This is a genomic window from Chengkuizengella sp. SCS-71B, from assembly GCF_040100845.1.
GTDB lineage: Bacteria > Bacillota > Bacilli > Paenibacillales > KCTC-33759 > Chengkuizengella.
The window spans coordinates 2,587,339-2,613,445 of sequence record NZ_JAZHSH010000001.1; the positions used below are offsets into that span (position 1 = coordinate 2,587,339).

Below are 26,107 nucleotides of genomic sequence, written 5' to 3' on the forward strand. Positions count from 1 at the left end.
AAAAAAAGGACCGCTTTGGTTGTTGATAAAATTTTATCACACCTCCGACAGTCCTTTTTTATTAACTTATTAACACCAATTTCAAAAAATCACATACCTATGATTTTCCTTCTCCTCTAAACTTTATTAACCATAACCTGAGCATTCCTAACTCTACTTGTTTTTTGCATAACTACTAATATGACAATTGCAACTAAAATAGTCGCAGATACCCACCAAAAACCATAGGTGTAAGTACCGGTAAGTTCTTTGAATGTACCTAATATATTTGGAAGAAAAAATCCTCCTAATCCACCAGCAGCTCCAACAAAGCCCGTTAAAAGTCCGACCTCTTTAGGAAATTGAACAGGGATAACTTGAAATAGTGCTCCATTGGCTGCTCCTAAAAAAAGTAATGTTAAAAACAACATAGCTAATGCTACATAAACTGGAGGAAGCATACCAACTATTAATAATGTAATCATTGCGCCGCTAAATAGAAAAACTAATAATCGTAATCCTCCGTATTTATCTGCTAAGAACCCTCCAATTGGTCGTATAAAGCTGCCTGCAAAAACACATATTGTAACGAAATCACCAGCAGTAACCTTACTTACGCCATACTGATCATAGAAAAATAAAGTTAAATAACCTGTTAAACCAACAAAACCACCAAAAGATAAGCTATAAAAAAAGCTATACAACCATGTATGTTTATGTTTTATTACATGCAAGTATTCTGTAACTTTCATAGGTTTTACAGCCTTAGGATTATCTTTTGCTAATATCGTAAATACCACAAACGCAATGAATAATGGTATTAGTGCTATACCAAAAACAGCTTGCCAACCGTACATTTCAGCTAAACGCGGTCCAAACAAAGTGGCAATGACCGTCCCACTATTACCCGCACCAGCAATCCCCATAGCTAAACCCTGATGTTTTTTAGGATACCAACGGCTAGCCAATGGTAGCGCAACAGCAAAGCTAGCTCCCGCTACACCTAGTAAAAATCCTAACATATAAATCTGAGGTAGATTGTTTGCGAATAACCATCCCCATGCTAAAGGGATCATCGTTAAAATCATACCGATTTGACCGATTCGTTTTCCACCGTATCTATCTGCCATTAACCCCATCGGAATGCGCAATAACGCTCCACCTAGTACCGGTATCCCAACCATCATACCCTTTTCAAAATCTGACAGTCCTAAATCCTCAACAATAAACGTACCTGTAGGACCTAGTAAAACCCATATCATAAAACTAATATCAAAATATAAAAATGATGCAAATAATGTTGGGTTATGTCCACTTCTTAAAAATTCTTTTAATCTCATCTCACCCACACTCCTTAAACTAAAGATAATTCTTATTAAATTGTAAACGTATCCAAAGGGATATGGATGTGACATTTGTCACGATAGATCAAAAGTTCATAAAATATTCATTTTATATACATGTTTAAATTTAAAACATCATAAACAAAGAACCTTCCCTTGACGCTACTAAAGGTTCTTTGCTTTTGTATTTTGTAGAAAAAATTATATTTGGTATTTTTTTGCGCTTACCCGAGAAATGAAACGGACGATGTGGATGAAAAAAATAATTAAAGTAGTTTTCCTTTGTACACTTCTTCAGCTGGACCCGTCATATATACATGATTATCTGCTTCATTCCATTCAATGAATAAATCCCCACCTTTTAAAGAGACAGTTGCATTACGATCTGCTTTTTCATTTAATACAGATGCAACTACGGTTGCGCATGCTCCAGTTCCACATGCTAATGTTGGACCAGCCCCTCTTTCCCAAACACGCATATCCATGAAAGAAGCATCTCTCACAGTAACAAACTCAACGTTAATTTTATTAGGAAATAGTGGATGCTTCTCAAGCTTTGGACCCCATGTATCTAAATCAAAATTCACGGCATCATCCACATATATCACACAATGAGGATTACCCATTGAAACAGCAGTAAAATAAAACTGTCTTCCATCAACTTCAATTGGATAGTTTACTACAACATCTTGATCAATGTTTGTTGGCACTTGTTTTCCTTGTAAAATAGGTTCACCCATATTTACTTTTACTGTTTTTACTTTTCCTTGGTCTACGTTCAACCATACTTTTTGTGCACCCGCACCAATCGTTTCGATTGATATTTCCGTTTTGTTTGTTAATCCATGATCGTATACAGACTTTGCCACACAACGGATCGCATTTCCACACTGCTCAGCCTCTGAACCGTCAGAATTAATAATACGCATCATAAAATCAGCCTTTTCCGAAGGAAGAATATATACTAAACCGTCTGCACCAATACCGAAATATCTATTACAAACTTTAATTGCTAAATCTGAAGCTCTTTCAGGCAATTGGTTTTCCCCTGAAACAATAATGAAATCGTTGCCTAAACCATTCATTTTTGTAAATTCCATAAAATCACTCCTTAAATCTAATCTACAATAATTTAACATGATTGTACAACTAATAAAATAGATTTTAATACATTTATTTTGTATTCAGAGACGAAATCTCTTAAACAATACTTTTCATATGAAAAAGAACCTCCAAACCACTTCTAGTGATTTTGAAAGTTCTTAGAAAAGTTTAGATTAAGCATTCATAGCTTTGCTTCACTTATTGGAACTTTATGTTCCGGGCCCCGCAAAAGCAATAGGCTTAATCTTCTTAAGCTTTTTCCTCACTTTTTGGGGTAAGTGTTACCTTGGCATTGGTTTAAACTTAATTTTTTTCTTTTTTCTAAACATGGTTTTAACTACACTTCCAGCCCCAAAGAAGAAACTCGGAATTCCTGCAAATACTAGTACTAATGACCATTCATTCAAGCCTAAACCTACTGTTTTAAATATAGGTTGAAGAGCGTCAATATATAATACACCTAATAACAATAACACAGAGGATAACACCGCAATAACTAAATACATATTTTGAAAAATATTTCGATGGAAAATAGAATGAGAACTTCGACAATCAAACACATGGATGAGTTGAGCCATTACTAGGGTTGAAAATGCAACAGTCTGTGCCCTAACTAACGTATCTGGATCTCCAGGATTTTCCCTTAGAACAATCCAAAAAGCTGCTAGTGTGCATATTCCGATGACAATTCCCCGACTAATGATTTTCCAACCTAATCTACGACCAAATATATTTTCCTTTGCAGGACGAGGTTTTTGTTTCATCAAATCGTCCTCAGCTTGATCTACTCCAAGTGCCATGGCAGGCAACCCATCAGTAACCAAATTTACCCATAGTATTTGTATAGGAACTAAAGGAAGTGGCATCCCCATCATCATAGCAATGAACATTGTTAAAATTTCTCCTACATTTGAAGCTAATAAGTAGCGTATAAATTTACGAATATTTTCATAAATGCCCCTACCTTCTTCAATTGCTGATACGATTGTAGTAAAATTATCATCACTTAATACTAATGCGGATGCTTCTTTAGAAACATCCGTTCCCGTGATTCCCATCGATATTCCGATATCAGCGGCCTTGATAGCAGGCGCATCATTTACCCCATCACCTGTCATAGCTACAACGTGACCTTTTCTCTGAAGGGATTTAACAATTCTTAGTTTATGCTCGGGGGATACGCGGGCAAAAACATTAACATCATCTATTATTTGATCTAAATCATCATCTGACATTTTAACAAGTTGTTTTCCATTGATTATACGACCAGCATCCTTATAAACGATCCCTAATTGCCTGGCAATCGCTTCCGCTGTCGTTTGGTGATCTCCTGTGATCATCACTGTTTTAATTCCTGCTTTTTTACATTTAAATATAGCCTCATGGACTTCTTTTCGAGGGGGATCTATCATACCTGTTAATCCAACAAATATTAAATTGTTTTCTAAACCTTCATCATCTTGCGATTCTGAGTTTCTTATATCACGATAAGCCAACCCTAAAACTCTTAAAGCAGATCTAGCCATCGCTTCGTTAGCAGATAAAATTTTCTTTCTTAATGTTTCATTCAATGGGGTTACTTTCCCTTCCCATAAAACATAAGAACAACGATCTAACAATAAATCAGGTGCTCCCTTTGTACATATTAACTTTCCACCTTGATGTTTTACTATGACAGACATTCTCTTTCTTTCAGAATCAAACGGAAGCTCTTTTTCTCTTTGATATAAGGTTTGTAATGAAGAATGCGTCATGCCTGCTTTAGCACCCAATACTAGCAGGGCACCTTCAGTAGGATCACCTTCAATGATCCAATCTGTTTGTTGCTTTTGGTTTCTCTTTTTGCTTTGTTTATCAGATGATTTTTGCAAAGTAGCATTATTACAAAGGACTGATATTTGCATTAAACGTCGAATAGATGAGTCTTTTTGTACATCCATCGTTTTTCCTTTATGTTTTAACTCACCAGCAGGTCTATAACCGTCCCCTGACACTTCTAAAATTTTATCTTCCATCCATAAATGAGTCACTGTCATTTTGTTCTGTGTTAACGTTCCTGTCTTATCAGAGCATATAACAGAAGCACATCCTAACGTTTCTACAGAAGGAAGTTTTCTCACTATGGCTTTTCGTTTTATCATTCGTTGTACACCAAGTGCAAGTGCGATCGTTACGATTGCAGGCAGACCCTCGGGTATAGCCGCAACAGCTAAACTTACACCAGCCAAAAACATACCGTATGTTGGTTGTCCATGCAGTATTCCTGCAACAACAACCATAATTGTCAACCCAATAGATAATGCAATTAATATTTTTCCTAACTGCTCTAAGCGATGTTGAAGTGGAGTCTCGGCTGATTCTGTATTTTGAATCAAATCTGCAATTTTACCCATTTCTGTATCCATTCCAGTTTTAACAACAATGCCTTTTGCTGTTCCTTTCGTAATCATGGTTCCCATAAAACCTAAATTTCGTTGATCACCTAAAGGAACTTCATCTTCTTCAATTACCTCATGGTGTTTTGTCACAGACACAGATTCACCAGTTAATGCTGATTCCTCTACTTGTAATCCATTTGTATTAATAAACCTTATATCTGCTGGAATTCGATCACCACCAGTGACTAAAATCAAGTCCCCAGGTACAAGCTCACTCGCTTTAATACTCATCTCTATTCCATTGCGAATCACTCTAGCTGTAGGTGCAGACATTTCCTTTAAAGCTCTCAAGGACCGTTCAGCTCTAAATTCCTGAATAAAGCCTAATATACCATTCATAATAATGATAGCAATGATTGTTATAGCATCCAAAAATTCACCCAGCAATCCAGATATCAATACCGCACCAACCAATACTAACACCATAAAATCTTTAAATTGATTTAAAAATAGAATAATAGGAGAAATCTTTTGTTTTTCGATGATCACATTTTCCCCATATTCTTCTTTATTCCTAGTTACTTCCTTTTCAGAAAGTCCTTCTCTGGCATTTACTCTGTATGCTTCTAACGTTTCATCTGTGCTTAGTTGGTACCATTTCCTTTGACTCATCACTTGTCCCCCTCTCTAAAACCTGTCTAGGGTAAATGTATTCAGACAAGCCGCAAAATATCACTTTTGTAATGAACTTTTTAATCTTTCAAATATAGTATAAAATAAGGAGATAATTGCAATAAAAACTACCACTAAAGTATTGATTTAAAAACAAGAAATGGAGCATATAAATTATGGCTATAGACGGACTAGTGATTCACGCGCTCATACACGAGCTTCAAAATTGTGTGGGTGGAAGAATAAATAAAATATATCAACCAAACGAACATGACATACGTTTGCATATACGAGCTCAAGGTAAAAATCAAAAGTTGATTTTATCGGCAAACCCTACCTATCCCAGAGTTCATTTAACAGAAGGATCATCTCAAAATCCATTGGAAGCTCCGATGTTTTGTATGTTATTAAGAAAACATTGTGAAAATGGCATTATTGAGTCTATTGAACAAATAGATCTTGAACGAATATTTCATATCAAAGTTAGGCAAAGAAATGAATTAGGTGATTTTAATCGCAAAGTCATAGTAGTGGAAATTATGGGTCGTCATAGTAATATCATATTGTTGGATACAGAAAAAAATATGATTTTAGATAGTATCCACCACGTTAATGCCTTAATAAATAGACATAGAGTAGTTTTACCAGGTGCAGAATATATCACTCCTCCAGATCAAGGAAAAATAAATCCGTTAAATTGTTCAGAGGATCAAATGAATGAGTTGATAAAAAATACAGATCATGAAGAGGAAGAAAAAACTTGGCAATTTATCCTGAACCTCTTTAGTGGCCTCAGCCCAATTACGGCTAAGGAAATCGTCAGTCGGAGTGAAATTCCATTAAACTGTTTAGTATACGAACTTCTAGAGAACGAACAACAAAAGCAGAAATTGATAAAAACATTTATAACACTTATGCAGCAATTAAAAAATAATCAATACCAGCCCACTATCTTAGAAACCTCTAATAAAATTTTATTTAATATTCTAGGGCTTACACATGTTCAAGGAAATATGACATCCTTCAAGTCCATAAACCAATGTTTGGACGAGTATTTTGGAAGCAAGGTTGAAAGAGATATTATACGACAAAAAGTAGGGGATCTTCTAAAATTAATTCAAAATGAAAAAAATAAAAATATAAAAAAACTTAAAAAACTGAACAGAACGATTGAGCAGGCTGAGGAAGCAGATTTGTACCGTATTTATGGTGAACTTCTTACCGCATCTCTTCATGAAATCAATCGTGGAGATAAAGAAATAGAAGTTATCAATTATTATGATGAAGATCAGAGAAAAATTAAAATTCCATTAAATCAAAAGTTTTCACCTTCAGAAAATGCTCAATATTATTTTAAAAAATATACAAAAAGTAAAAATAGTGTATCAGTAGTTAAAGAGCAAATTGAAGTAACCGAAAAAGAAGTAGAATATTTAGACACCATTCTTCAACAAATAAGTTCAGCATCTATCTCAGATATAGACGAAATAAAAGAGGAATTGATGGAGCAAGGTTACATTCGAAAAAGAAATACTGGAAGAAAGAAAAAGAAGAAAAATGACAAACCTACTTTAACTTGTTATACCTCAAGTGAGGGAGTTCAAATTTACGTAGGAAAAAATAATCTGCAAAATGAGTATTTAACCAACCGTTTTGCAAGTTACAAAGATACATGGTTACATACAAAAGATATACCCGGTTCACATGTTGTTATTAAAAGTACCGAGTTTGGAGAAAAAACATTAGAAGAAGCCGCTATGATTGCAGCTTATTTCAGTAAAGCAAAGGAGTCAAGCCAAGTCCCTGTTGACTATACTCTTATTCGTCATGTACGAAAACCAAATGGCTCAAAACCTGGGTATGTGATATACGACAATCAGAAAACGGTTTTTATCACACCTGAGGAAGAAGTGATTAAAAAGATGGAGCATTGTGTGAAATAGTTCAGAGTATTTATATTTTAAAAAGAGAGCTAAAAAATAGTATGCCAAACTACTGTGGCATACTATTTTTATACATTATGAGTCTACTCTTAATTTGTTTACTATTGCATAATCAATCAAATCGTGCATTTTCTCAATTGATTCATCACGAAGTAAGTATTGATTTCCATCATCTAATAAAATGACATATTCATCCACGAACTTGAGATGATACTGTTCAATACCTAATGAATTTCAATTGATTTTATTTTTCAGCTTCGATAAAACTTCTATATTTATTTTTCGACCACCAATAGGAGCATGGAACACTTCACCATTTCGTTCACCATGAAAATCAGAACCTGCTGTTACGACCAATTGATATTTATTAGCTAATCTAAGGTACTTATCCTCTTCTTCAGCGTTGTGGTCAGAATGATATACTTCTAATCCATCTACCCCATGTTGAATTAACTCTTCCACCAATTCATCATTTTCATATAATCCAGGATGTGCGATCACGGCAACACCACCTGCTTGTCTAATCCAATCTACCGCTTCAGAAGGATGGATACGTGGAGGGTTTACAAATGCTTTCCCATCTTTGCCAAGATATAATTCAAAAGCTTCCTTAATCGTTTTAACAATTCCTTTATGAACAAGCACTTCAGCAATATGCGGTCTTCCTACGGTTTGTCTTGTTTTTTTCTTTGGGGCCAGCTCTAAAACATCATCCATCGTAATTTCTATCCCTAGATCTTGCAGTTTTTTAATCATCATGTCATTACGAATAGATCGAACATCACGAAGTTGATCTAATCGCTCTAAAAAAATGGTATCTTCATAATTTATATAGTAGCCAAGTATATGAATATCCAATTTATTAGCAACAGTACTAATTTCAATACCTGGAACAACTTCAATTCCAATTTTTTCACCTTCAGCTATTGCTTGCTTTAATCCTGAAACAGTATCATGATCCGTAATTGCCACACCTGCTAAACCTTTTTCTTTGGCCATTTTTACATTTTCGCTTGGAAGATGAAGTCCATCAGAGGCTAAAGTATGTGTATGAAGATCTACGTATTGATTGTTGTTATTCATGTTAAGACCAACTTTCATTTCTATTATTTAAATTCTAAAAAGTACTAGACTAACCTACAAAGCTTTTCTTCACTTTTTTAGGAATAATTGTTCTGGGGTCCCCGAAAAGTATTCGGATTATTCTTCAGAGCTTCCCTTCACTTTTTCGATTTAAATTTAATCGGATCTGGGCCCCGCAAAAGTAAAAGGACTAACCTAAAGCTTCACCATACTTTTTTTAGATTCTCCCGGTTCCCTGAAAAAGTAATCGGTCGGTTATAAACTGCCACCTCCATGTTGGCAATTCCGACACCAGTTCATCCATGAACTGGGTATACTCTTCAAAGGCTGACTTCACTTTTTTAGGAATAATCGTTATGGGGTCCCCGAAAAGTATTCGGATTATTCTTCAGAGCTTCCCTTCACTTTTTGGGGTTGCTTAAAGCCATTTACCGATGTCACGTTCTCTAAGGAAGTTCAAAAAAGTGATGGCTGAAATTGGCAAAATAGCCGTATTTATATGTACTGAATAAAAATCTCTTTTAAAAGAAACGCCATGGATCGTTCTAGTGTGTAACAAACCTAGGGTTTTTTCATGTTTTACAGATGAATGTGAAAGTATGGATATACCAGAACCAGATTCCACAGCTGATTTAACTGCACCTGTACTACCTAATTCCATCACAATATTCATAGCGTTTATTTCAACCCCATGTTTAGATAATTCTTTTTCCATAACTTGTCTTGTTCCAGAACCCTGTTCCCTTAAAATAAAAGGATATTTTAATACATCTTCTAGCATTAAAATATCTAACTCCAAAAGAGGATGGTTTGAAGGTAATATTAATGTAAGTTCGTCACTTAGAACAGATTGCGTTTGTAAATCTGGATGATGTATTTCTGCTTCTATTAATCCAAACGTTAATTTATGCTTTAATATTTCATCTAATATTTGAGTTGTATTATTCACTTTTAAACTAACTGAAATGTCTGGATATTCAGATGAAAATGGACCTAAAATTCTTGGTAAAATGTATTCACCTATAGTAAGACTGGCACCTAACTGCAATCTAGCTTTTAAAGAGTGTGTAAATTTAGACATTGCCTCATCTGTTTCTTTAATTAAATGTATGCTCTGTTTCGCGTACGGCAATAAGGTCTTCCCTGCTTCAGAACAAACTACTTTTTTAGTTGTACGATGAAACAATTTAGTACCGAAGTGTTCCTCAAGCGCTTGTATTTGCATCGTTACAGCAGGTTGAGTCATGTGTAAAAATTGTGCAGCTGCAGAAAAACTACCTTTTTCAGCAACAGTAAAAAAAATATGAAGTTGATGGAAATTCATGATGAGTCATCCTCTCCATTTCATTCGCAACTTTAAGTATATGCATGTATACTATTATATATAAAGTATCTCATAAAAGTGAAGGAAAATAAAAATAGAGTTGGAAAATCCCCGATTGCAGGAAAGTGAGATCGCAATAGGGGATTTTCTAATGATATCTGTCTGCTCATTTTTCTGTATAATGACATGCAGCCCAATGTCCAGGTCTAATCTCTTGGAATTCTGGTTTAACTTCCGCACATTTATCTGAAGCTATAGGACAACGTGTTCGAAAAGCACATCCACTTGGTGGGTTAATCGGGCTAGGTAGATCACCTGTTAACACTATACCTTCACGGTGCTCCTCAACATCTGGATCAGGTATTGGAATGGCAGACATCAAAGCTTTTGTATATGGATGTAGAGGATCTTTGTATAAAATTTGACTATCCGCTAGTTCTACAATATTACCTAAGTACATAACAATGACTCTATCACTTATATGTTTTACCATAGATAAATCATGTGCAATAAATAAATAGGTTAATCCAAATTGATCTTGTAATTCCTTTAAAAGATTTACTACTTGTGCTTGAATTGAAACGTCTAGAGCAGAGATCGGTTCGTCACAAATAATAAATTTAGGATTCACCGCTAAAGCTCTAGCTATTCCTATTCTTTGTCTTTGCCCACCTGAAAATTCGTGAGGATAACGATTTGCATGGTCAGGATTTAAACCAACTAAATCTAATAATTCTTCAACTCTTTTAATTCGCGCCTTCTTACTTGATGATAATTTATGAATATCTAATGGTTCAGCGATAATATCCCGCACCGTCATTCTTGGATTTAAAGAAGCATACGGATCTTGAAATATCATTTGCATATCACGACGTTTTTGTTTTAATTCTTTTGCAGATAATGAGAACATATTCTCTCCATTTACTAGCATTTCTCCTGAAGTAGGTTCATATAAACGAAGCATCGTTCTTCCAACTGTTGATTTACCGCATCCAGATTCTCCAACCATACCTAGAGTTTCTCCATGTTGAATAGTGAAATTAACACCATCTACTGCTTTTAAAACTTTTCCTCGTCCAACTTGAAAGTGCTTTTTTAAATTCTTCACTTCAATTAATGGTTGCTTCATAATTCCACCCCTTGTGCCATTGGATGCATTAGCCAGCATCTAGAATGCTGACTTTCAGAAATTTTATAGAGATCAGGCTCCTCTTGTTTGCAAATGTTCATTGCCTTGTCACATCGCTCGCAAAAAGCACATCCCTCAGGAGGACTGATCAAATCTGGTGGAGTACCAAATATCGGTACTAAGGAAGTTTCTTTTTCTTGGTCTAATCTTGGAATTGATCTAAGCAATCCCCTAGTATAAGGGTGCTGGGGACCTTTGAAAATTTCACGCTTTGTCCCTTGCTCCACTACTTTTCCAGCATACATCACAACAATTCGGTCACAAAGGTCAGCCACAACCCCAAGATCATGAGTAATAAGAATAATAGAGGTATCCATCTGCTTTTGAAGGTGTTTCATTAACTTCAAAATTTGTGCTTGAATTGTGACATCTAAAGCCGTTGTAGGTTCATCTGCAATTAATAATTTAGGGTTGCATGCCAAAGCGATTGCGATCATAGCTCTCTGTCTCATACCTCCGCTAAATTCATGTGGATATTGATTGATTCGTTTCTCTGGTTGTGGGATTTCCACTAACTGCAATAATTCTATCGCTCTTTCATTAGCAGCTTTTGAACTCATTCCCTGATGTTTTATAAGTCCTTCACGAATTTGTTTTCCCACTTTCATAGTAGGGTTTAATGAGGTCATTGGATCTTGAAATATCATCCCGATCTCTTTTCCACGAATATCAAACATTTCATTTTTTGATTTCGTTACAATTTCCTCTTTATTAAACAGTATAGAACCATGTTTGATTTCCCCTGGCGGCATCGGAATTAATTTCATAATCGTTTGAGCTGTTACACTTTTTCCACAACCTGACTCACCTACAATTGCAACTGTTTCTCCTTTATCCACATCAAAACTTACTCCACGCACAGCTTGTACTTCTCCAGAATAAGTCTGAAAGGATACGTGTAAATCCTTTACCTGTAATAACTTTTCCAAATAAACCACCTCCCTTATTTACGTAAACGTGGATCAAGTGCATCGCGTAACCCATCACCTAAAATATTAAAAGCCAATATCGTTAAACTAATAAAAAATGCTGGGAAAAAAATTCTCCAAGGAAAATAACGTAAAGCCTGTATCCCATCACTTGCCATCGTCCCCCAACTAGCAATTGGGGCCTGAACACCTAATCCTAAAAAGCTTAAAAAAGCTTCTGTAAATATGGCTAACGGTATCGTTAATGTCATCGTAACGATAATCGGTCCCATGGCATTAGGTATTAAATGTCTAGATAACAAACGTTTTGTATTTGCACCTAATGAACGTGCAGATAGCACAAATTCTTGCTCCTTTAATTGTAGGATTTGTCCACGTACAATTCTAGCCATGGTGATCCAGCCTGTAACCGTCAATGCGAGAATCATGGTGCCTAATCCTTGAGGTAATACAACCATTAACATAATAACTACTAATAAATAAGGAATCCCGTACAAAATATCACAAATGCGCATCATCACTTCGTCTACTCGTCTACCAAAGAAACCTGCAATGCTCCCATATACAATCCCAATTGTTAGATCGATTAATGCCGCTACAACTCCAATAAATAATGAAATCCTAGCACCGTACCATGTGCGAACAAACATATCCCTTCCTAAATCATCTGTTCCAAACCAATGCTCAGCCGAAGGAGCTAAGTTTTTGTCTTCAAGTACTTGTCCTTGATACTCATACGAGCTTAAAATCGGTGCAAATATAGCCATGAATACTAATATAATTAATGTAAATAAAGCAACTACAGCTAATTTATTGCTTTTTAGACGAACCCAAACATCTTGCCAATAATTTAAACTTTTCCGTGAAATAATCTCAGCTTGTCTTACGTCTTTTTTATAAGGTTTAAAATGATCTGGAGTTAACGTTGTTTTATGAATATTCATTAACATCCCCCCCTGTAACTTCTCCTCCCGCAATTTTAATCCGTGGATCAATAATTCCATACAGCATATCGACTACAAATACCATGAACACAAGAATAATGCTGTAAAAAACGGTTGTACCCATAATCACTGTATAGTCTCGATTTGTTATGCTCTGGACAAATTGAGTTCCTAATCCAGGTATACCATAAATATTTTCCACTACAAAACTACCTGTTAGTATACCGGCAGTTAATGGACCTAAATAAGTAACTACGGGGAGAATAGCATTACGAATAGCGTGTTTAATTAAAACTATACTCTCCTTTAACCCTTTTGCTCTTGCTGTTTTAATATAATCCTGCTGTAACACCTCCAACATGTTAGACCGTGTTAAACGAGCAATAAAAGCAATTGGTAAAGCAGATAATGATAAAGCAGGGAGTACATGATGCATAGGAGTTTCAAATCTTCCTGCTGGGAATACATCTAGCTGTATAGCAAAAACATACTGTAAAAATACCGCCAGTATAAAACTAGGAACAGACATACCAATTACAGCGATTACCATTGCTGAATAATCCTGAAATTTATTATGATATAATGCAGCCAATACACCAAAAAACACCCCTAATGCAATGGATAAAAACAAAGCTTCTAACCCTAAAACTAAAGAGATTTTAAATGTTCTGTTTATGATGTCGTTTACTGTTTCCGCTTTATATCTAAAAGAAGGACCTAGATCCCAGGTAACTACTGATTTAACATAATCAAAATACTGCATAACTAAAGGTTTATCTAATCCATAATGTGCTTCTAAGGTTTTTAGAATTTCTACTGGAACTTTTTTTTCAGCTGAAAAAGGTCCACCAGGGACAGCTCTCATTAAGAAAAAAGTTGCTGATATTATAATCCAAAGTGATATCAAAACAAAGATCAAGCGTCGCAAAAGAAACCTAGTCAAAACATACCACCTCCATTTTACATACAATGGTCTAAATAGTCTTTAAGGTATATGGAACTTCTCCATATACCTTAAAGTCATAAAATCTGTATTATTTAAATGTTATAATTAATAATGTGCCCATTTTAAATCCGTATTCCCTAAACTATCAAGGAAGATACCTTTTATTTCAGGATTAAAAACATAGTTATAAGTATAATAAAATACTGGGGCTATTGGCATTTCATCCATGAAGATCACTTCTGCATCTTTTAAAAGTTGAGTTCTAGTTGGTATATCTCCTTCAGAATAAGTTAGATCTAACAATCTAGCATATTCTTCATTATGCCAACGGGTGTTGTTATTTCCTCCTATTTCCTTAAATATTTCGAGAAAGTTGATCGGATCGTTGAAATCACCAATCCAACCATAACGAGCGATTTGGAAATCCCCTTCATCAATCTGATCTAGGTAAACTCCCCATTCAGCATTTTCTAGTGTTAGTTCAATTCCGAAAACCTGTCTCCATTGCTCTTGAACAGCCTGAGCAATTTTTTGATGACCTTCACTAGTATTGTGGCTAATCACTAATGGTGGTAAATCATCTGCGCTGGCATAGCCCAACTCTTTAAGCCCCTCATCAAATAATTCCTTTGCCCTTTCTACATTATTATCTTGAAAATAAGGTTCTTTAACTAATTCCATGTTTGGAGGAACAAGGCCCATTGCGGGAATTTGCTCACCTTGAGCTACATGATCAATAATTGATTGACGATCAATTGCGTATGAAAACGCCTGACGTATTTTTTTATTATTGAATGGCTCTTTTTCTACATTAAATTTATACATATAAGTTCCAGTTCTAATTTGAGTAGTTAATAACCCTTGTTCTTTTAAAATGGGCAATGAATCTGTAGGTAATGATGAAAACGGAGATCCTGCCCAATCTAATTCCCCATCTTCATATAAAGCTAAAACAGTGCCCTCATCCTCAACTACAGCATAAATGATGCGATCTAACTGTACTGTATCTGCATCCCAATAATCATCATTTTTAACTAGCTGGATTTCATTACCATGCTCCCAAATATCCAATTTGAAAGGACCATTGCTAACATATAAATCACCTGCATCATTAGCCCACGTTTCATTAGCTTCTACAACTTTTTTATTTACTGGTTTGTAAGTTGTAAATGCGAAGAGATCCATGATATAAGGAGTTGGGTTTTCAAGCGTAACTTCTAGCGTTTTATCATCTAACGCTTTTACTCCAACATCTTCCATGCTTCCTTTTCCTGTATTGGCAGCTTCCGCATTTTTAATATAATAGAGCTGATATGCATAATCAGCTGCAAATGCAGGATCCAATACACGTTTCCAAGCATATTCATAATCATGAGCTGTCACTGGATCACCATTAGTCCAACTATGATCCCTTAAAGTGAACGTATAAGTTAAATAGTCATCAGAGATTTCTACATTCTCAGCTCCTGCTAATGCAGCACCATCAGGTGTAATTCGAGTTAAACCTTCAAAAACACCTCTAAGAACAGTAGAAGAAGTTGTATCTGTTGCTTGACCCGGGTCTAAAGAGGGTGGTTCACTTGCAAAACTCGCACGAAATACTTTTTCCGTCATTTCATCACCTGATGAGTTTTCATCATCATTTTCATCTTTTTGATCATTTTGATTATCTTCTGTCTTTTCAACCTCTTCTGGTTCGGTCGTTGTATCTTCTGAACATCCTACTAAGGCCAATCCCATTACAAAGATTAAAGCGAATACAGTCAGGAAACTTATTTTGAACCCCTTTTTCATCATTTTATTTCCCCCTAATTTTATTTGTCACCATCTATCGAATTTTGTTAGTCTCCTAAACTTTCTATTCGAAAGATGTGACCGTGTTCATAACTATTTATATTAGGTTAATGAATATATATAACTAAAATTAGGACAAATTATTATTTATTTTCATACTTAAGAGTAAAAAAGCTCTCCGACTGGAGAGCTTAAAAAAAATCACCCATACATGACAATATTAAAGTCATGGGTGGGTGATTTATATATTAGTTATATTCAGCTTTATAACGTTTATATTCAGTTTCAGAACAATATACAAAATGACCAGGTTTAATCTCTTTCAAAGAGGCTTCACCATCATATTGATGTTGAGCAGGATCGTAAATAATACGTTTACGATTTCTCTCATGTTCAGGATCAGGTAATGGTATGGCTGATAACAGTGATTTTGTATATGGATGAATTGGGTTTTCATAAAGCTCATCACTTTCAGCAAGCTCTACAATTTTCCCTCGATACATTACCCCAATTCGATCACTAATATATTTAACCATTGATAAATCATGTGCTATAAATAAATAAGTTAATTTCTTTTCTTTCTGTAGCTTTTTCAATAGATTAATTACTTGTGCTTGTATAGAAACATCTAAAGCAGATATAGGTTCGTCTGCTATGATAAATTCCGGTTCAACAGCAAGTGCTCGAGCAATACCTATCCGCTGACGTTGTCCTCCACTAAATTCATGAGGATATCTATTTGCATGTTCTTCATTTAATCCAACTGTTTTAAGCAATTCGTATACACGATTCATTCTCTCCTCTTTTGAAGAGGCTAACCCATGTATATCTATTCCTTCAGCAATAATGTCAGAAACCTTCATACGTGGATTCAATGATGCATACGGATCCTGGAAAATCATTTGCATTTTTCGATTAAAAGCTTTCAAATCAGATCTTGATTTTTTTCCATGCACATCAACACCATCATATATAATTTTACCATCTGTAGCATTGTACAAACGAATGATCGTACGTCCTGTAGTAGACTTACCGCAGCCAGATTCTCCAACTAGTCCAAAAGTTTCACCTTTGTATATATCAAATGAAATACCATCAACAGCTTTTACTACATTATGTTTAGATATTTCAAAGTGCTGTTTCATGTTCTTTATTTCTAACAGCTTTTGTTTACTCATTTGTGATCACTCGCTTTCACACCTGACTTAGACATATGTTTCGTCTTTTTCAATCGCTGAATAAATGCTGGTGGCTCAACCTTAGGAGCATTTTCATGCAACAACCAAGTTGCAGCATAATGAGTATTTGAAACTTTAAACATTGGTGGTTCTTTTTCTAAATCAATCTTTAATGCATATTCGTTTCTAACTGCAAATGCATCTCCTGTTGGCGGTTTAATTAAATTTGGAGGTGATCCAGGAATTGCGTAGAGTTCAGCATCACTTGTTTCCAAGTTAGGCATAGAACTGAGCAATCCCCACGTATATGGATGCTGTGGATTATAAAAGATTTCATCCACTGTTCCAATTTCAACAATTTTCCCTCCATACATGACCGCAACACGATCAGCTACATTGGCAACAACACCTAAGTCATGTGTAATAAATATAATAGAGGTATCCATTTTCTTTTGAAGATCTTTCATCAACTCTAAAATTTGTGCTTGAATGGTTACATCAAGCGCAGTAGTTGGCTCATCAGCTAATAATATTTTAGGATTACAAGCAAGAGCGATCGCAATCACAACACGTTGACGCATCCCCCCTGAAAATTGATGGGGAAATTCATTTATTCGAACCTCTGGCTGCGGAATACCAACTAAACCTAATAGTTCAATAGCTCGTTCTTTAGCAGCACTTGAGCTTAGATTTTGATGTTTAATTAAACCTTCCATAATCTGTTTCCCAACTTTCATAGTTGGGTTTAGAGAAGTCATCGGATCTTGAAATATCATTGAGATTTCTTTACCACGAATTTTTTGCATCTCTTTTTCAGAAAGTTTGGCTAAATCTTTTCCTTCAAATATAATTTCGCCTTCTTTAATTCTCCCTGGTGGAGTAGGAATTAGTCGCATTATTGTCTTAGATGTAACTGATTTACCAGAACCTGATTCACCTACGATTGCTAAAGTCTCTCCTTTATTGAGGTCAAAGTCAACACCTCGAACAGCTTGGACTTCACCAGCAAATGTATCAAATGAAACATTCATATTTTTTACTTCAAGTATCTTCTTTTCCATATTTACCACCTACCTTTATTAGTCACGCATTTTTGGATCTAACGCATCACGCAGCCCATCCGCAACAAGATTGAATGCAATCATGATCAAACTGATAACTATTGATGGAAATACCAATATATGAGGATATATTTGTAATGATTTAAATCCATCTTCAATTAACGTACCTAGTGAAGCTGTCGGAGCCGGTAAACCTAAACCGATAAAACTTAAAAATGCTTCTGTAAAAATCGCGCTTGGTATAGTAAACATTGTATTAATGATAATTACACCAGTAATATTTGGTATTAAATGTTGCATGATAATCTTAGAATCTTTAGCCCCTAATGTTTTTGAAGCCAATACAAACTCTTGATTTTTTAATTTCAAAATTTGTCCACGTACAACACGAGACATACCGAGCCAACCTGTTATGGTCATGGCTACTGTAAGAGTTAATATGCCTGGTTCTAGTATAAGGATTATTAATATAACCACGATTAAAAAAGGAATTCCGATCAATATCTCAACGATACGTTGCATAATAAGATCTACTCTTCCTCCGTAATAAGCAGAGATTCCTCCATAAGCAACACCGATAACCATATCAATTGATGCAGCTAAAAGTGCAATGTATAAAGAAATTCGTGTTCCTTCCCACGTTCTAGTCCACAAATCACGTCCTAGACCATCAGTTCCAAACCAAAAGTATCCATCAACACCTTTTTGCTCGTATACATCAATTCGTGGCTGATCTTCATTCAATTGAATCGTTCCATCTAAATGAAGAAAACTAATGTTTTCAAGCACAGGGATTTTTGGAGGTAACTTTGCCCTTGATAAATCCTGTTCAAACGCATCGTACGGTGTCATCATAGGTCCAAAGATAGCCATAAAAGCTAACACTAATAACAAGATAATACCTACGATAGCTCCCACATTTTTTCTTATTCTTAACCACGCATCCTTCCAATAGGAAAGAGTAGGACTCGTAATTTCTTCGCCCTTGTTAGGATCAAGTTGAACAGGTATAAATAATTCTTTCGATAATTGTTCAGATTTCATTATTTATTACCTCCTGCAAGTCGAATACGTGGATCAATGATTCCGTATAAAATATCAACTATTAATATTGCTAAAATGATTAAAATTGAAAAGAACATCGTTAATCCCATAATCATAGAATAATCATTTACATATATGGAACGTACAAACTGCTCTCCAAGACCAGGAATAGCAAAAATGTTTTCAATTACAAGTGAGCCTGTTAGCAAACCTGCTGTTAATGGTCCTAGTACAGTTATTAGTGGTATCAGACCGTTACGAAGTCCATGTTTTACTGTAACAGCAAAACTATTTAACCCCTTTGCTTTAGCAGTAGTTATATAATCTGATGACAGAACATCAATCATTTCCGTCCTCATAAATCTTGCAGCAACTGCAAGTGTAAACATAGAATTTGCAATGGTTGGCATTATAGTGTAACTAAAACCGTCCCAAAATGCAACAGGAAACCAACCTAACTTGACACCTATAAAATACTGCATTATACCAGCAAAAACGAAATTTGGGACTGATTTCCCTAATACAGCCAGAAATGTTGAACCATAATCCCACATTGTATTTTGTTTCAATGCTGCTATTACACCAAAGAATATCCCGACTATTGCTCCAAAGATTAACGTTTGAATTCCTAAATGAGCCGACGGTCCAATTCGATCCATAATTAATTCTGTAACATCTCTATTGCCAAATTGGAACGATGTGCCAAAGTCACCTTTAAGCATATTACCAATATAAATAGCATATTGAACAGGCACTGGATCGTTAAGATTATATTTATCTTTTAAAATCTCAAGTTGTTCCTCAGTTAATTTCTCTTGAGCAGTAAACGGTGTTCCTGGCAGTAGTTTCATTAAGAAAAACGTTGCGGATGCTATAATAAATAATGTTATCAGTGTAAAGAACAGACGTTTAACAATGTATTTTGCCATGTTTGCACCTCCTAATCGATTTTGTGAATGGACATGCCCTCCACATTTCACTAGCAAGGAAAAGAGAGTATGGGCTAGAGCACACATACTCTCTTTCCTAATTCTTTATAATTTAAACATGTTTCTTATTATTTTTCAATATATGCCCATTTGTAACTGTAATCTGGACCAAATGGTTGAATTAACAAACCTTTAACATAAGGTTGAATTAATGTAGCACGTGCACGTTGATATAATGGAGAAATTGCAGCATCTTCCATTGCGATACGAGCAGCTTCTTGCATTGCTTCAAAACGTTCTGCACCAGTTAATGAAGTTTTAGCGTCTGTAACTAATTTATCAAATTCAGTGTTGGAATATTCCATCTTATTGTGTCCACCATCTGTTAACCAAAGATCAACAAATGTCATAGCATCAAGATAATCTGGTCCCCAACCTGCAAATTGAAGATCATAATCTTGAGCATCATCTAAATCAAGACGAACGTTAAATGGTACTTCTTTTAAAGTGATAGTTAATCCAGGTAAATGCTTCTCTAATTGATCCTTAAGATATGCATTTAAATTTTTAGATGTTTCAGTATCTCCACCTAAGATTTCAAGAGAAAGTTCAGTAATACCAAGTTCCCCTAAACCTGCATTCCAATGTTCTAAAGCTTTATCAGCGTCAAATACGTAGAAATCTCCGTATTTATCATTAAAGTCTTCACCAGTTTCTGGGTGAGATACAAACCCTTTTGGAACTGTAGTATATGCTGGAATTGAACCGTTGTTTAAGATTACATCTGTTAAACTAACTCTATCAACACCATATGCAATCGCTTTACGAATATTTTCGTTTGCTAAAGCTTCAGTTCTAGTTTGGTTCATTTTCAACCAGAAAACAACTGTTTCTTCAATTGTAGTAAATGCTGGATCATTTCTATACTTATCAACGAATTCAGAAGTTAAACCTACGCGATCAATGTCCCCTGTATCATATAAGTTAACAGCGGTTGCATTATCTTTAACAACTTTTACGTTAATTTGCTCTAATCTAACTGTATCTGCATCCCAATAATCAGGATTTTTCTTGAATGTCCAACCTTCTTCATGTTTCCACTCTGATAATACAAATGGGCCATTGAAGATTAAGTTTTCTACTTCTTTAGCGTAATCTTCACCTTGTGATTCAACAAACTCTTGTTTTTGAGGATAATAAACAGGGAATGCTGTTAAAGAAAGGAAATAATCTACAGGCTGCTCTAATGTTACTTCTAAAGTTTTCTCGTCAATTGCTTTAACACCTAACTCTTCAGGAGCCATTTCTCCAGCCATAATTTTGTTAGCGTTAAGAATATCACCCATAATGAAGTTATATTGAGAACCAGTCTCTGGGTTTACAACCTTGCGCCATGTATATAGGAAATCTTCTGCTACAACTTCAGATCCATCAGACCATTTTGCATCACGCAAATTGAAAGTATACACTAAACCATCATCACTTACATCATGGCTTTCAGCAATACCTGGAACAGGTTGAGCATTTTCTCCTAATCTGTATAGACCTTCAAATACTGCGTCAGCTACTTCAAAAGCTACCGCATCTGTACCCATTACAGTATCCATTGTTGGAATTGTAGCTGAGTCAACAATGTTTAAAATTTGTTCAACTTGCTCTGCTGGTTGTTCTGGAGTTGTTGGTTCCTTTTCCCCGTCACCAGTATCAGGAGTTGCTTCTCCACCAGTACATGCTGCTACGAATACGCTTAACACTAACATAAGTGTTAATAGAAAGGACCACTTTGTCTTTCTCATGAATAAAATCTCCCCTTTTTATCATCATTTTTTTCCAGTGGGGACTAGCCCACTATATTTCATTATACAGGTTTTCTACAAATTGTACATATTTTTTTTAATACGTTTACAATCATGTATAATAACCTCTAGAATCAGATTAATTAGGCGAATAGACCTGTACATTTATTTCTATATACTTAGAAAAGATGTATTATTTTGTCGATTTTTAGCATTATATTATTGTTATGGTAAAGCGTTGTTTTGCTGAAAACTTTCTTTTTTAGCAATGCACGAATATAATCATTATTAGGAGGTCATCATGATTTTATTCAAAAAAAATGTAATTATATTCAATATTATTAGTTTACTATCACCTTTTTTCCTATCTTTGTTTTATTATAAAAAGATTACCTTAGTGTCAGTAATAAATTCTTTATTTTTTGTTTCTTCCTCGTATTTATTGCTAACATTGTTACTTATTGTCGTAAAAGGTGGTTTTTTTGATCTTTTTTATTCTAGTTCTAGAAAGTTGTTTAAACGAACAACCAGACAAGGTGAAATGCTCGGTGACGATATCGACACTATGTCGCTCCCTTCTGAAATGTCTGAATTTAGATTTATTAAGCCCCTGTTGGCAACTGGAATTATCTTGTTATGTATCATGTTGATCTGCTTATTATTTTATTATTTGTAATTTTTTATGTAAAAAACCATAATAAAATTCATTGCGAAAATAGTATGTTTTTGTAAAATTAAATAGTTTACTTGCCCCCCAATAATGATATAATTAGCTCGATTGTATTCTTGAAGGGGGCTTTTTGTGTGGAAAAATTTGAAAATAATAGAGGAATTGAACTAGAACCAAAATACATAAAAAACAAGTTCAACTTTTTTGGAATTGGCGCCAAAATCAATTTATTATTCCTTATTTGTATGATAGTTACTGGAATACTACTCAGCTTTATCATTACACCATATGTTACCAAAAAGATGGAGGCTAATATTCAAAGTCAGTCTCTAATGGTTGCTCAAACTCAATTGAAGTCATTTCAAAATTATATTCTTACAGCAGCTGAAGAGCTCAATCTCATGTCGGAAGTTTTAAAAAACAAATCTATTGATGAGATCAACAGTGGTTTTTCACAAATGCAAGGTTCAAGCTCAAAGTTCATTGATATTTTCCAAACTGATAAAAATGGACAAGAAGTTTTAAGGCAGGGCTACTCATCTCTCTTAAAAGATCGGTCCCAAGATCCTTCGTATATAGAAGTAAATAACTCAGGGAGCTACATAGGTAATATTAAAGAAAGTAATTATACAATGGGTCCAAGATTTATTATAGAAGTATCAAACACAGTTACTGATCTAGTCAATGAACCCATTGGTACAATTGGTACATACTTAGGAATGCAAGAGGCATGGCAGGACCTCAGAGGAAATACAGATGAAGATTCACATAATCAAATGTTCTTAGTTTCTAACGAAGGACTTTTAGTTGCTACAGATGATGAGGAACAGATGAATAATTTAATGAATGCTGATGGTTCGATTGATAATTTATTGCGACACGAAGGCGTTGCTGATATGATATCAAATTTAGAAACCGCTTCATTTTCTGAGGGAAATAAGATTTTATATGGTTATGGAATCTTTAAAGATGAAAAAGGCATAGAGCAAGTTACGTCGTATGTTTATGACAATAAAATAGGTGGAGCTGTTTTTATCCAAACACCAGTAAGCGTTGCTTTTGGAGCTGTCACTGAAATCAGAAATGTTATTTTTGCTGTTATCAGTATCTCATTAGTAGTCATTACAATTATTGCATTTTTATTTTCAATTAGACTGGTGAAACCGCTTAAGAAGTTGATTTCCATTTCAAAACGAATTTCCAGTGGGGATTTGACTCAAACAACAAATATCGTTCGAAAAGATGAAATTGGCTTACTTGCAAACTCATTTGATGAAATGGTTGTTAGTTTAAATCAAATTGTTACAAAAACAAAACAAGCATCTAAATTAACACTTAATACTTCAGAGCAATTACGTTCATCTGTAAATGAAGTTGCAGTGGCTTCTAAGCAGATCACCGCGGCTATAGACGAAATTGCTAAAGGATCAGAAAACCAAGCTATAATTAGTCAAGAGACCGATGATAAAATTCATCAGTTTATGCAGCTTGCTACTGAGTTGGAAGAACAAAAAAATGAAGTCGTTGAAAAAGCAATGCAAACACAAGAAACAATAAGTGACAATCAATCTGTCTTAGAAGAAGTTATAAGTGGTGTGCAATCATTGGCAGAATCTACAGACCATTCTTCTCAAGAAGTCGGTGCTTTAGAGGAACGTACTCATCAAATCAGGTCAATACTTGAAACATCAAAAGATATAGCTAAACAAACAAATATGTTAGCTTTAAATGCTGGGATAGAAGCTGCAAGAGCAGGAACTCACGGAAAAGGTTTCGCAGTTGTTGCTAGTGAGATAAGGGAATTAGCGGAGCAAAGCAAAGAAGCATCGGATCACGTTGAAGATATTATCAGCAGTGTTGATGAATCAATCTCATTAGTTAATACAACGATGACTCTAAATATTGAACAAGCTAAAAATGAACGAGTTGCTGCTGAAAAAGCAAAAACAGCTTTGTTAGAAATTGTAGCATCTATGGATAAAGTTTTGTTAACGGTTAATTTAATGAATAAGTTATTGCAAGAACAAAAAACGAGTGTGACTGCAATCAAGAGCAATTCGGAGGACTCTTCTGCATATGCCATGGAGACTACATCAAGCACTGAGGAAGTCGCTGCATCTGCAACTGAAACTACAGCCAATATGAATAGAGTTCTTGAGAGTATTGATGAATTGTTATCTATGTCAACTGAATTAAATAAATCGGTAGAACGCTTTAAAGTAGAGCAAGATAAACAGAATTAACGGATTCTAATTTACACATAAAAAAATGCGCCTTCTTAATTCGTAATGAATTAGACTTCATTCATCTTTTAAGAAATGGCGCTTTTTTATGTACTTTTATAAGTGTAAATATTACTATTAATAGTATTTGACTTATATAAATCATTAGGTGATAATCATATGTGATTTGAATTAAATGGAGTAAAATCTAGTTTTATCAGGAACATTAGTATCATACTCAGTTTTAATTTCTCGACGATACGACCTTTCTACATCTGTAACAAAATTCAGCTTGTTTAACTGCACAATAACTTGCTCTACCTTATCTACATTTACATAGAGCACTACGTATTTTAACTTTTTTGATACATAGTGGATATTGCCATATTTTTCAACTAGTCTTAATGCTTTAATATGTTTAACCCATATGATGAGTCCAGTTCTTCCAGTAAACATTATAACACCTCAAATTCAAAATATCGTAAAACTGAAGGAGTGACATTCTTGTCTATTATCATACATGTAAAAAGGGGATCATTGATAGAGAGTCAACACAACGGTTATATCGTAGTTGCTGATTCAAACGGTCAAATACAATATCATTTAGGTGATCCTGAATATAAAACTTTTGCTAGGTCTAGTGCCAAAATACTGCAAGCGATTCCAATTATTGAAGAAATGATTAAGAACGACTTGCATTTAAGTGATGAAGAAATTGCAGTTATATGTTCCTCTCATAATGGAGAGGCAGAACATGTGAAAAAAGTTCAGTCAATATTAGCTAAACTCAATTTAAATCCTTCACACCTATTATGTGGTGAACAACTGCCTTTACACAAAGAAACCAGAGAAAGGTTATTGCGAAATAACTTCAAGTTTACAACATTACATAATACTTGTTCCGGAAAACATGCGGGTATGCTTATATTAGCAAAATTATTGAATAGTCCTATTGAAAACTATTTATCAATTGATCATCCTGTTCAACAGGCCATGCTTAATACCATAGTTGAAATGTCTGGTGCAAAAATGAATGAAGTTGATATAGCCAAAGATGGCTGTGGAGTTCCAGTTTTTGGTCTAACTACACATCAAATTGCCAAAGCATTTGCAAAAATTGGTTCTTCTTCTTCAATTTCTGAAAATAGATCGCAAGCCTGTAAAAAAATCATACAAGCTATTTCTTCACATCCTTTTTACATAGCAGGAACAGACCGATTTGACACCCAACTCATTCATGTAACCCAAGGTCGAATCATCGGTAAGATGGGTAATGAAGGAGTCTTTGCTTTAACCATACCTTCAGAAGGTTTGGGAATCGCAATTAAAGTTAAAGATGGTGCTGAAAGAGCTTCCTATCCTACTGTTGTGGAAACCTTGTCACAGCTGAACCTTATTTCTACCCAAGAACAAAAACAATTAGAAAGTTTCCATTATCCAATCATTAAAAATCGTAGAAATGAAACTGTAGGTCGATTAGAACCAGCATTTAAGCTTTTACGTGTATAATATTATTTTTATTTAAAATTCATTCGTTTTCAAGAGATGTATAAGGTGAATATCGGCTCTCCTTTACATC

Annotated in this window: 21 protein-coding genes; 4 read left to right on the forward strand and 17 right to left on the reverse strand. The window is 34.8% G+C overall.

The genetic code is table 11. The features are described 5' to 3' along the window. Positions 1-116: 116 nt before the first annotated feature. From VQL36_RS12625 to VQL36_RS12635, 3 genes are all read right to left on the reverse strand, one after another. Complete coding sequence (locus VQL36_RS12625; RefSeq protein WP_349249659.1) at positions 117-1,319, reverse strand: nitrate/nitrite transporter; 1,203 nt, start codon at positions 1,317-1,319, stop codon at positions 117-119. 269 nt (positions 1,320-1,588) lie between these two features. After that, positions 1,589-2,422, reverse strand: a complete 834-nt coding sequence (dapF, locus tag VQL36_RS12630) for a diaminopimelate epimerase (RefSeq protein ID WP_349249660.1) — start codon at positions 2,420-2,422, stop codon at positions 1,589-1,591. 285 nt (positions 2,423-2,707) lie between these two features. Next, positions 2,708-5,476: a calcium-translocating P-type ATPase, SERCA-type gene (locus tag VQL36_RS12635; protein ID WP_349249661.1), complete on the reverse strand. Its 2,769-nt coding sequence runs from the start codon at positions 5,474-5,476 to the stop codon at positions 2,708-2,710. A gap of 176 nt (positions 5,477-5,652) precedes the next feature. On the opposite strand from VQL36_RS12635, the gene VQL36_RS12640 reads away from it, so the two are divergent. Next, the gene (locus tag VQL36_RS12640; RefSeq protein WP_349249662.1) at positions 5,653-7,419 is read left to right on the forward strand and encodes an NFACT family protein; all 1,767 of its coding nucleotides are present in this window, start codon (positions 5,653-5,655) and stop codon (positions 7,417-7,419) included. A gap of 75 nt (positions 7,420-7,494) precedes the next feature. Here the strand turns inward: VQL36_RS12640 and VQL36_RS12645 are convergent, their stop codons facing one another. The 13 genes from VQL36_RS12645 to VQL36_RS12705 all read right to left on the reverse strand — a co-directional run bounded on the left by VQL36_RS12645 (position 7,495) and on the right by VQL36_RS12705 (position 21,636). Beyond that, complete coding sequence (locus tag VQL36_RS12645) at positions 7,495-7,617, reverse strand: hypothetical protein (RefSeq protein WP_349249663.1); 123 nt, start codon at positions 7,615-7,617, stop codon at positions 7,495-7,497. A gap of 36 nt (positions 7,618-7,653) precedes the next feature. Continuing rightward, positions 7,654-8,520 carry a PHP domain-containing protein gene (locus VQL36_RS12650; protein ID WP_349249664.1) on the reverse strand — a complete coding sequence of 289 codons (867 nt, stop codon included), beginning with the start codon at positions 8,518-8,520 and terminating at the stop codon, positions 7,654-7,656. 400 nt (positions 8,521-8,920) lie between these two features. Beyond that, positions 8,921-9,826 (reverse strand): selenium metabolism-associated LysR family transcriptional regulator, encoded by a 906-nt coding sequence (locus VQL36_RS12655; protein ID WP_349249665.1) that lies wholly within the window; start codon positions 9,824-9,826, stop codon positions 8,921-8,923. A gap of 166 nt (positions 9,827-9,992) precedes the next feature. Continuing rightward, complete coding sequence (locus VQL36_RS12660; RefSeq protein ID WP_349249666.1) at positions 9,993-10,955, reverse strand: dipeptide ABC transporter ATP-binding protein; 963 nt, start codon at positions 10,953-10,955, stop codon at positions 9,993-9,995. Continuing rightward, positions 10,952-11,944, reverse strand: a complete 993-nt coding sequence (locus tag VQL36_RS12665) for an ABC transporter ATP-binding protein (RefSeq protein ID WP_349249667.1) — start codon at positions 11,942-11,944, stop codon at positions 10,952-10,954. Before VQL36_RS12665 ends, VQL36_RS12660 begins: the two co-directional genes overlap by 4 nt. Positions 11,945-11,958: 14 nt before the next feature. After that, on the reverse strand, positions 11,959-12,888 hold the full coding sequence (locus VQL36_RS12670; RefSeq protein WP_349249668.1) for an ABC transporter permease: 930 nt from the start codon (positions 12,886-12,888) through the stop codon (positions 11,959-11,961). Continuing rightward, positions 12,875-13,831 carry an ABC transporter permease gene (locus tag VQL36_RS12675; protein ID WP_349249669.1) on the reverse strand — a complete coding sequence of 319 codons (957 nt, stop codon included), beginning with the start codon at positions 13,829-13,831 and terminating at the stop codon, positions 12,875-12,877. The genes VQL36_RS12670 and VQL36_RS12675 overlap by 14 nt, the downstream gene beginning before the upstream one ends. Positions 13,832-13,939: 108 nt before the next feature. Next, positions 13,940-15,631 (reverse strand): peptide ABC transporter substrate-binding protein, encoded by a 1,692-nt coding sequence (locus tag VQL36_RS12680; RefSeq protein ID WP_349249670.1) that lies wholly within the window; start codon positions 15,629-15,631, stop codon positions 13,940-13,942. A gap of 245 nt (positions 15,632-15,876) precedes the next feature. Next, entirely contained in the window at positions 15,877-16,806 is a 930-nt protein-coding gene (locus VQL36_RS12685; RefSeq protein WP_349249671.1) for an ABC transporter ATP-binding protein, read from the reverse strand. Next, a complete protein-coding gene (locus tag VQL36_RS12690; RefSeq protein ID WP_349249672.1) occupies positions 16,803-17,867 on the reverse strand; it encodes an ABC transporter ATP-binding protein in 1,065 nt (354 codons plus the stop codon). The genes VQL36_RS12685 and VQL36_RS12690 overlap by 4 nt, the downstream gene beginning before the upstream one ends. A gap of 18 nt (positions 17,868-17,885) precedes the next feature. After that, entirely contained in the window at positions 17,886-18,911 is a 1,026-nt protein-coding gene (gene opp3C, locus VQL36_RS12695) for an oligopeptide ABC transporter permease (RefSeq protein WP_349249673.1), read from the reverse strand. Beyond that, a complete protein-coding gene (gene opp3b, locus VQL36_RS12700; protein ID WP_349249674.1) occupies positions 18,911-19,840 on the reverse strand; it encodes an oligopeptide ABC transporter permease in 930 nt (309 codons plus the stop codon). The genes opp3C and opp3b overlap by 1 nt, the downstream gene beginning before the upstream one ends. Positions 19,841-19,968: 128 nt before the next feature. Next, positions 19,969-21,636, reverse strand: a complete 1,668-nt coding sequence (locus tag VQL36_RS12705) for a peptide ABC transporter substrate-binding protein (RefSeq protein WP_349249675.1) — start codon at positions 21,634-21,636, stop codon at positions 19,969-19,971. Positions 21,637-21,937: 301 nt separating this feature from the next. Here VQL36_RS12705 and VQL36_RS21175 point away from each other — a divergent pair, with 301 nt between their 5' ends. Together VQL36_RS21175 and VQL36_RS12710 are read left to right on the forward strand one after the other, a co-directional pair. Continuing rightward, positions 21,938-22,312, forward strand: coding sequence for a DUF3899 domain-containing protein (locus VQL36_RS21175; protein ID WP_413789510.1), 375 nt, complete (start codon positions 21,938-21,940; stop codon positions 22,310-22,312). Positions 22,313-22,440: 128 nt separating this feature from the next. Next, complete coding sequence (locus VQL36_RS12710; RefSeq protein ID WP_349249676.1) at positions 22,441-24,549, forward strand: methyl-accepting chemotaxis protein; 2,109 nt, start codon at positions 22,441-22,443, stop codon at positions 24,547-24,549. Between the two features lie 171 nt (positions 24,550-24,720). Here the strand turns inward: VQL36_RS12710 and VQL36_RS12715 are convergent, their stop codons facing one another. Continuing rightward, positions 24,721-24,984: a YlbG family protein gene (locus VQL36_RS12715; protein ID WP_349249677.1), complete on the reverse strand. Its 264-nt coding sequence runs from the start codon at positions 24,982-24,984 to the stop codon at positions 24,721-24,723. A gap of 48 nt (positions 24,985-25,032) precedes the next feature. On the opposite strand from VQL36_RS12715, the gene VQL36_RS12720 reads away from it, so the two are divergent. After that, complete coding sequence (locus VQL36_RS12720; RefSeq protein WP_349249678.1) at positions 25,033-26,037, forward strand: asparaginase; 1,005 nt, start codon at positions 25,033-25,035, stop codon at positions 26,035-26,037. Positions 26,038-26,107 lie beyond the last annotated feature (70 nt).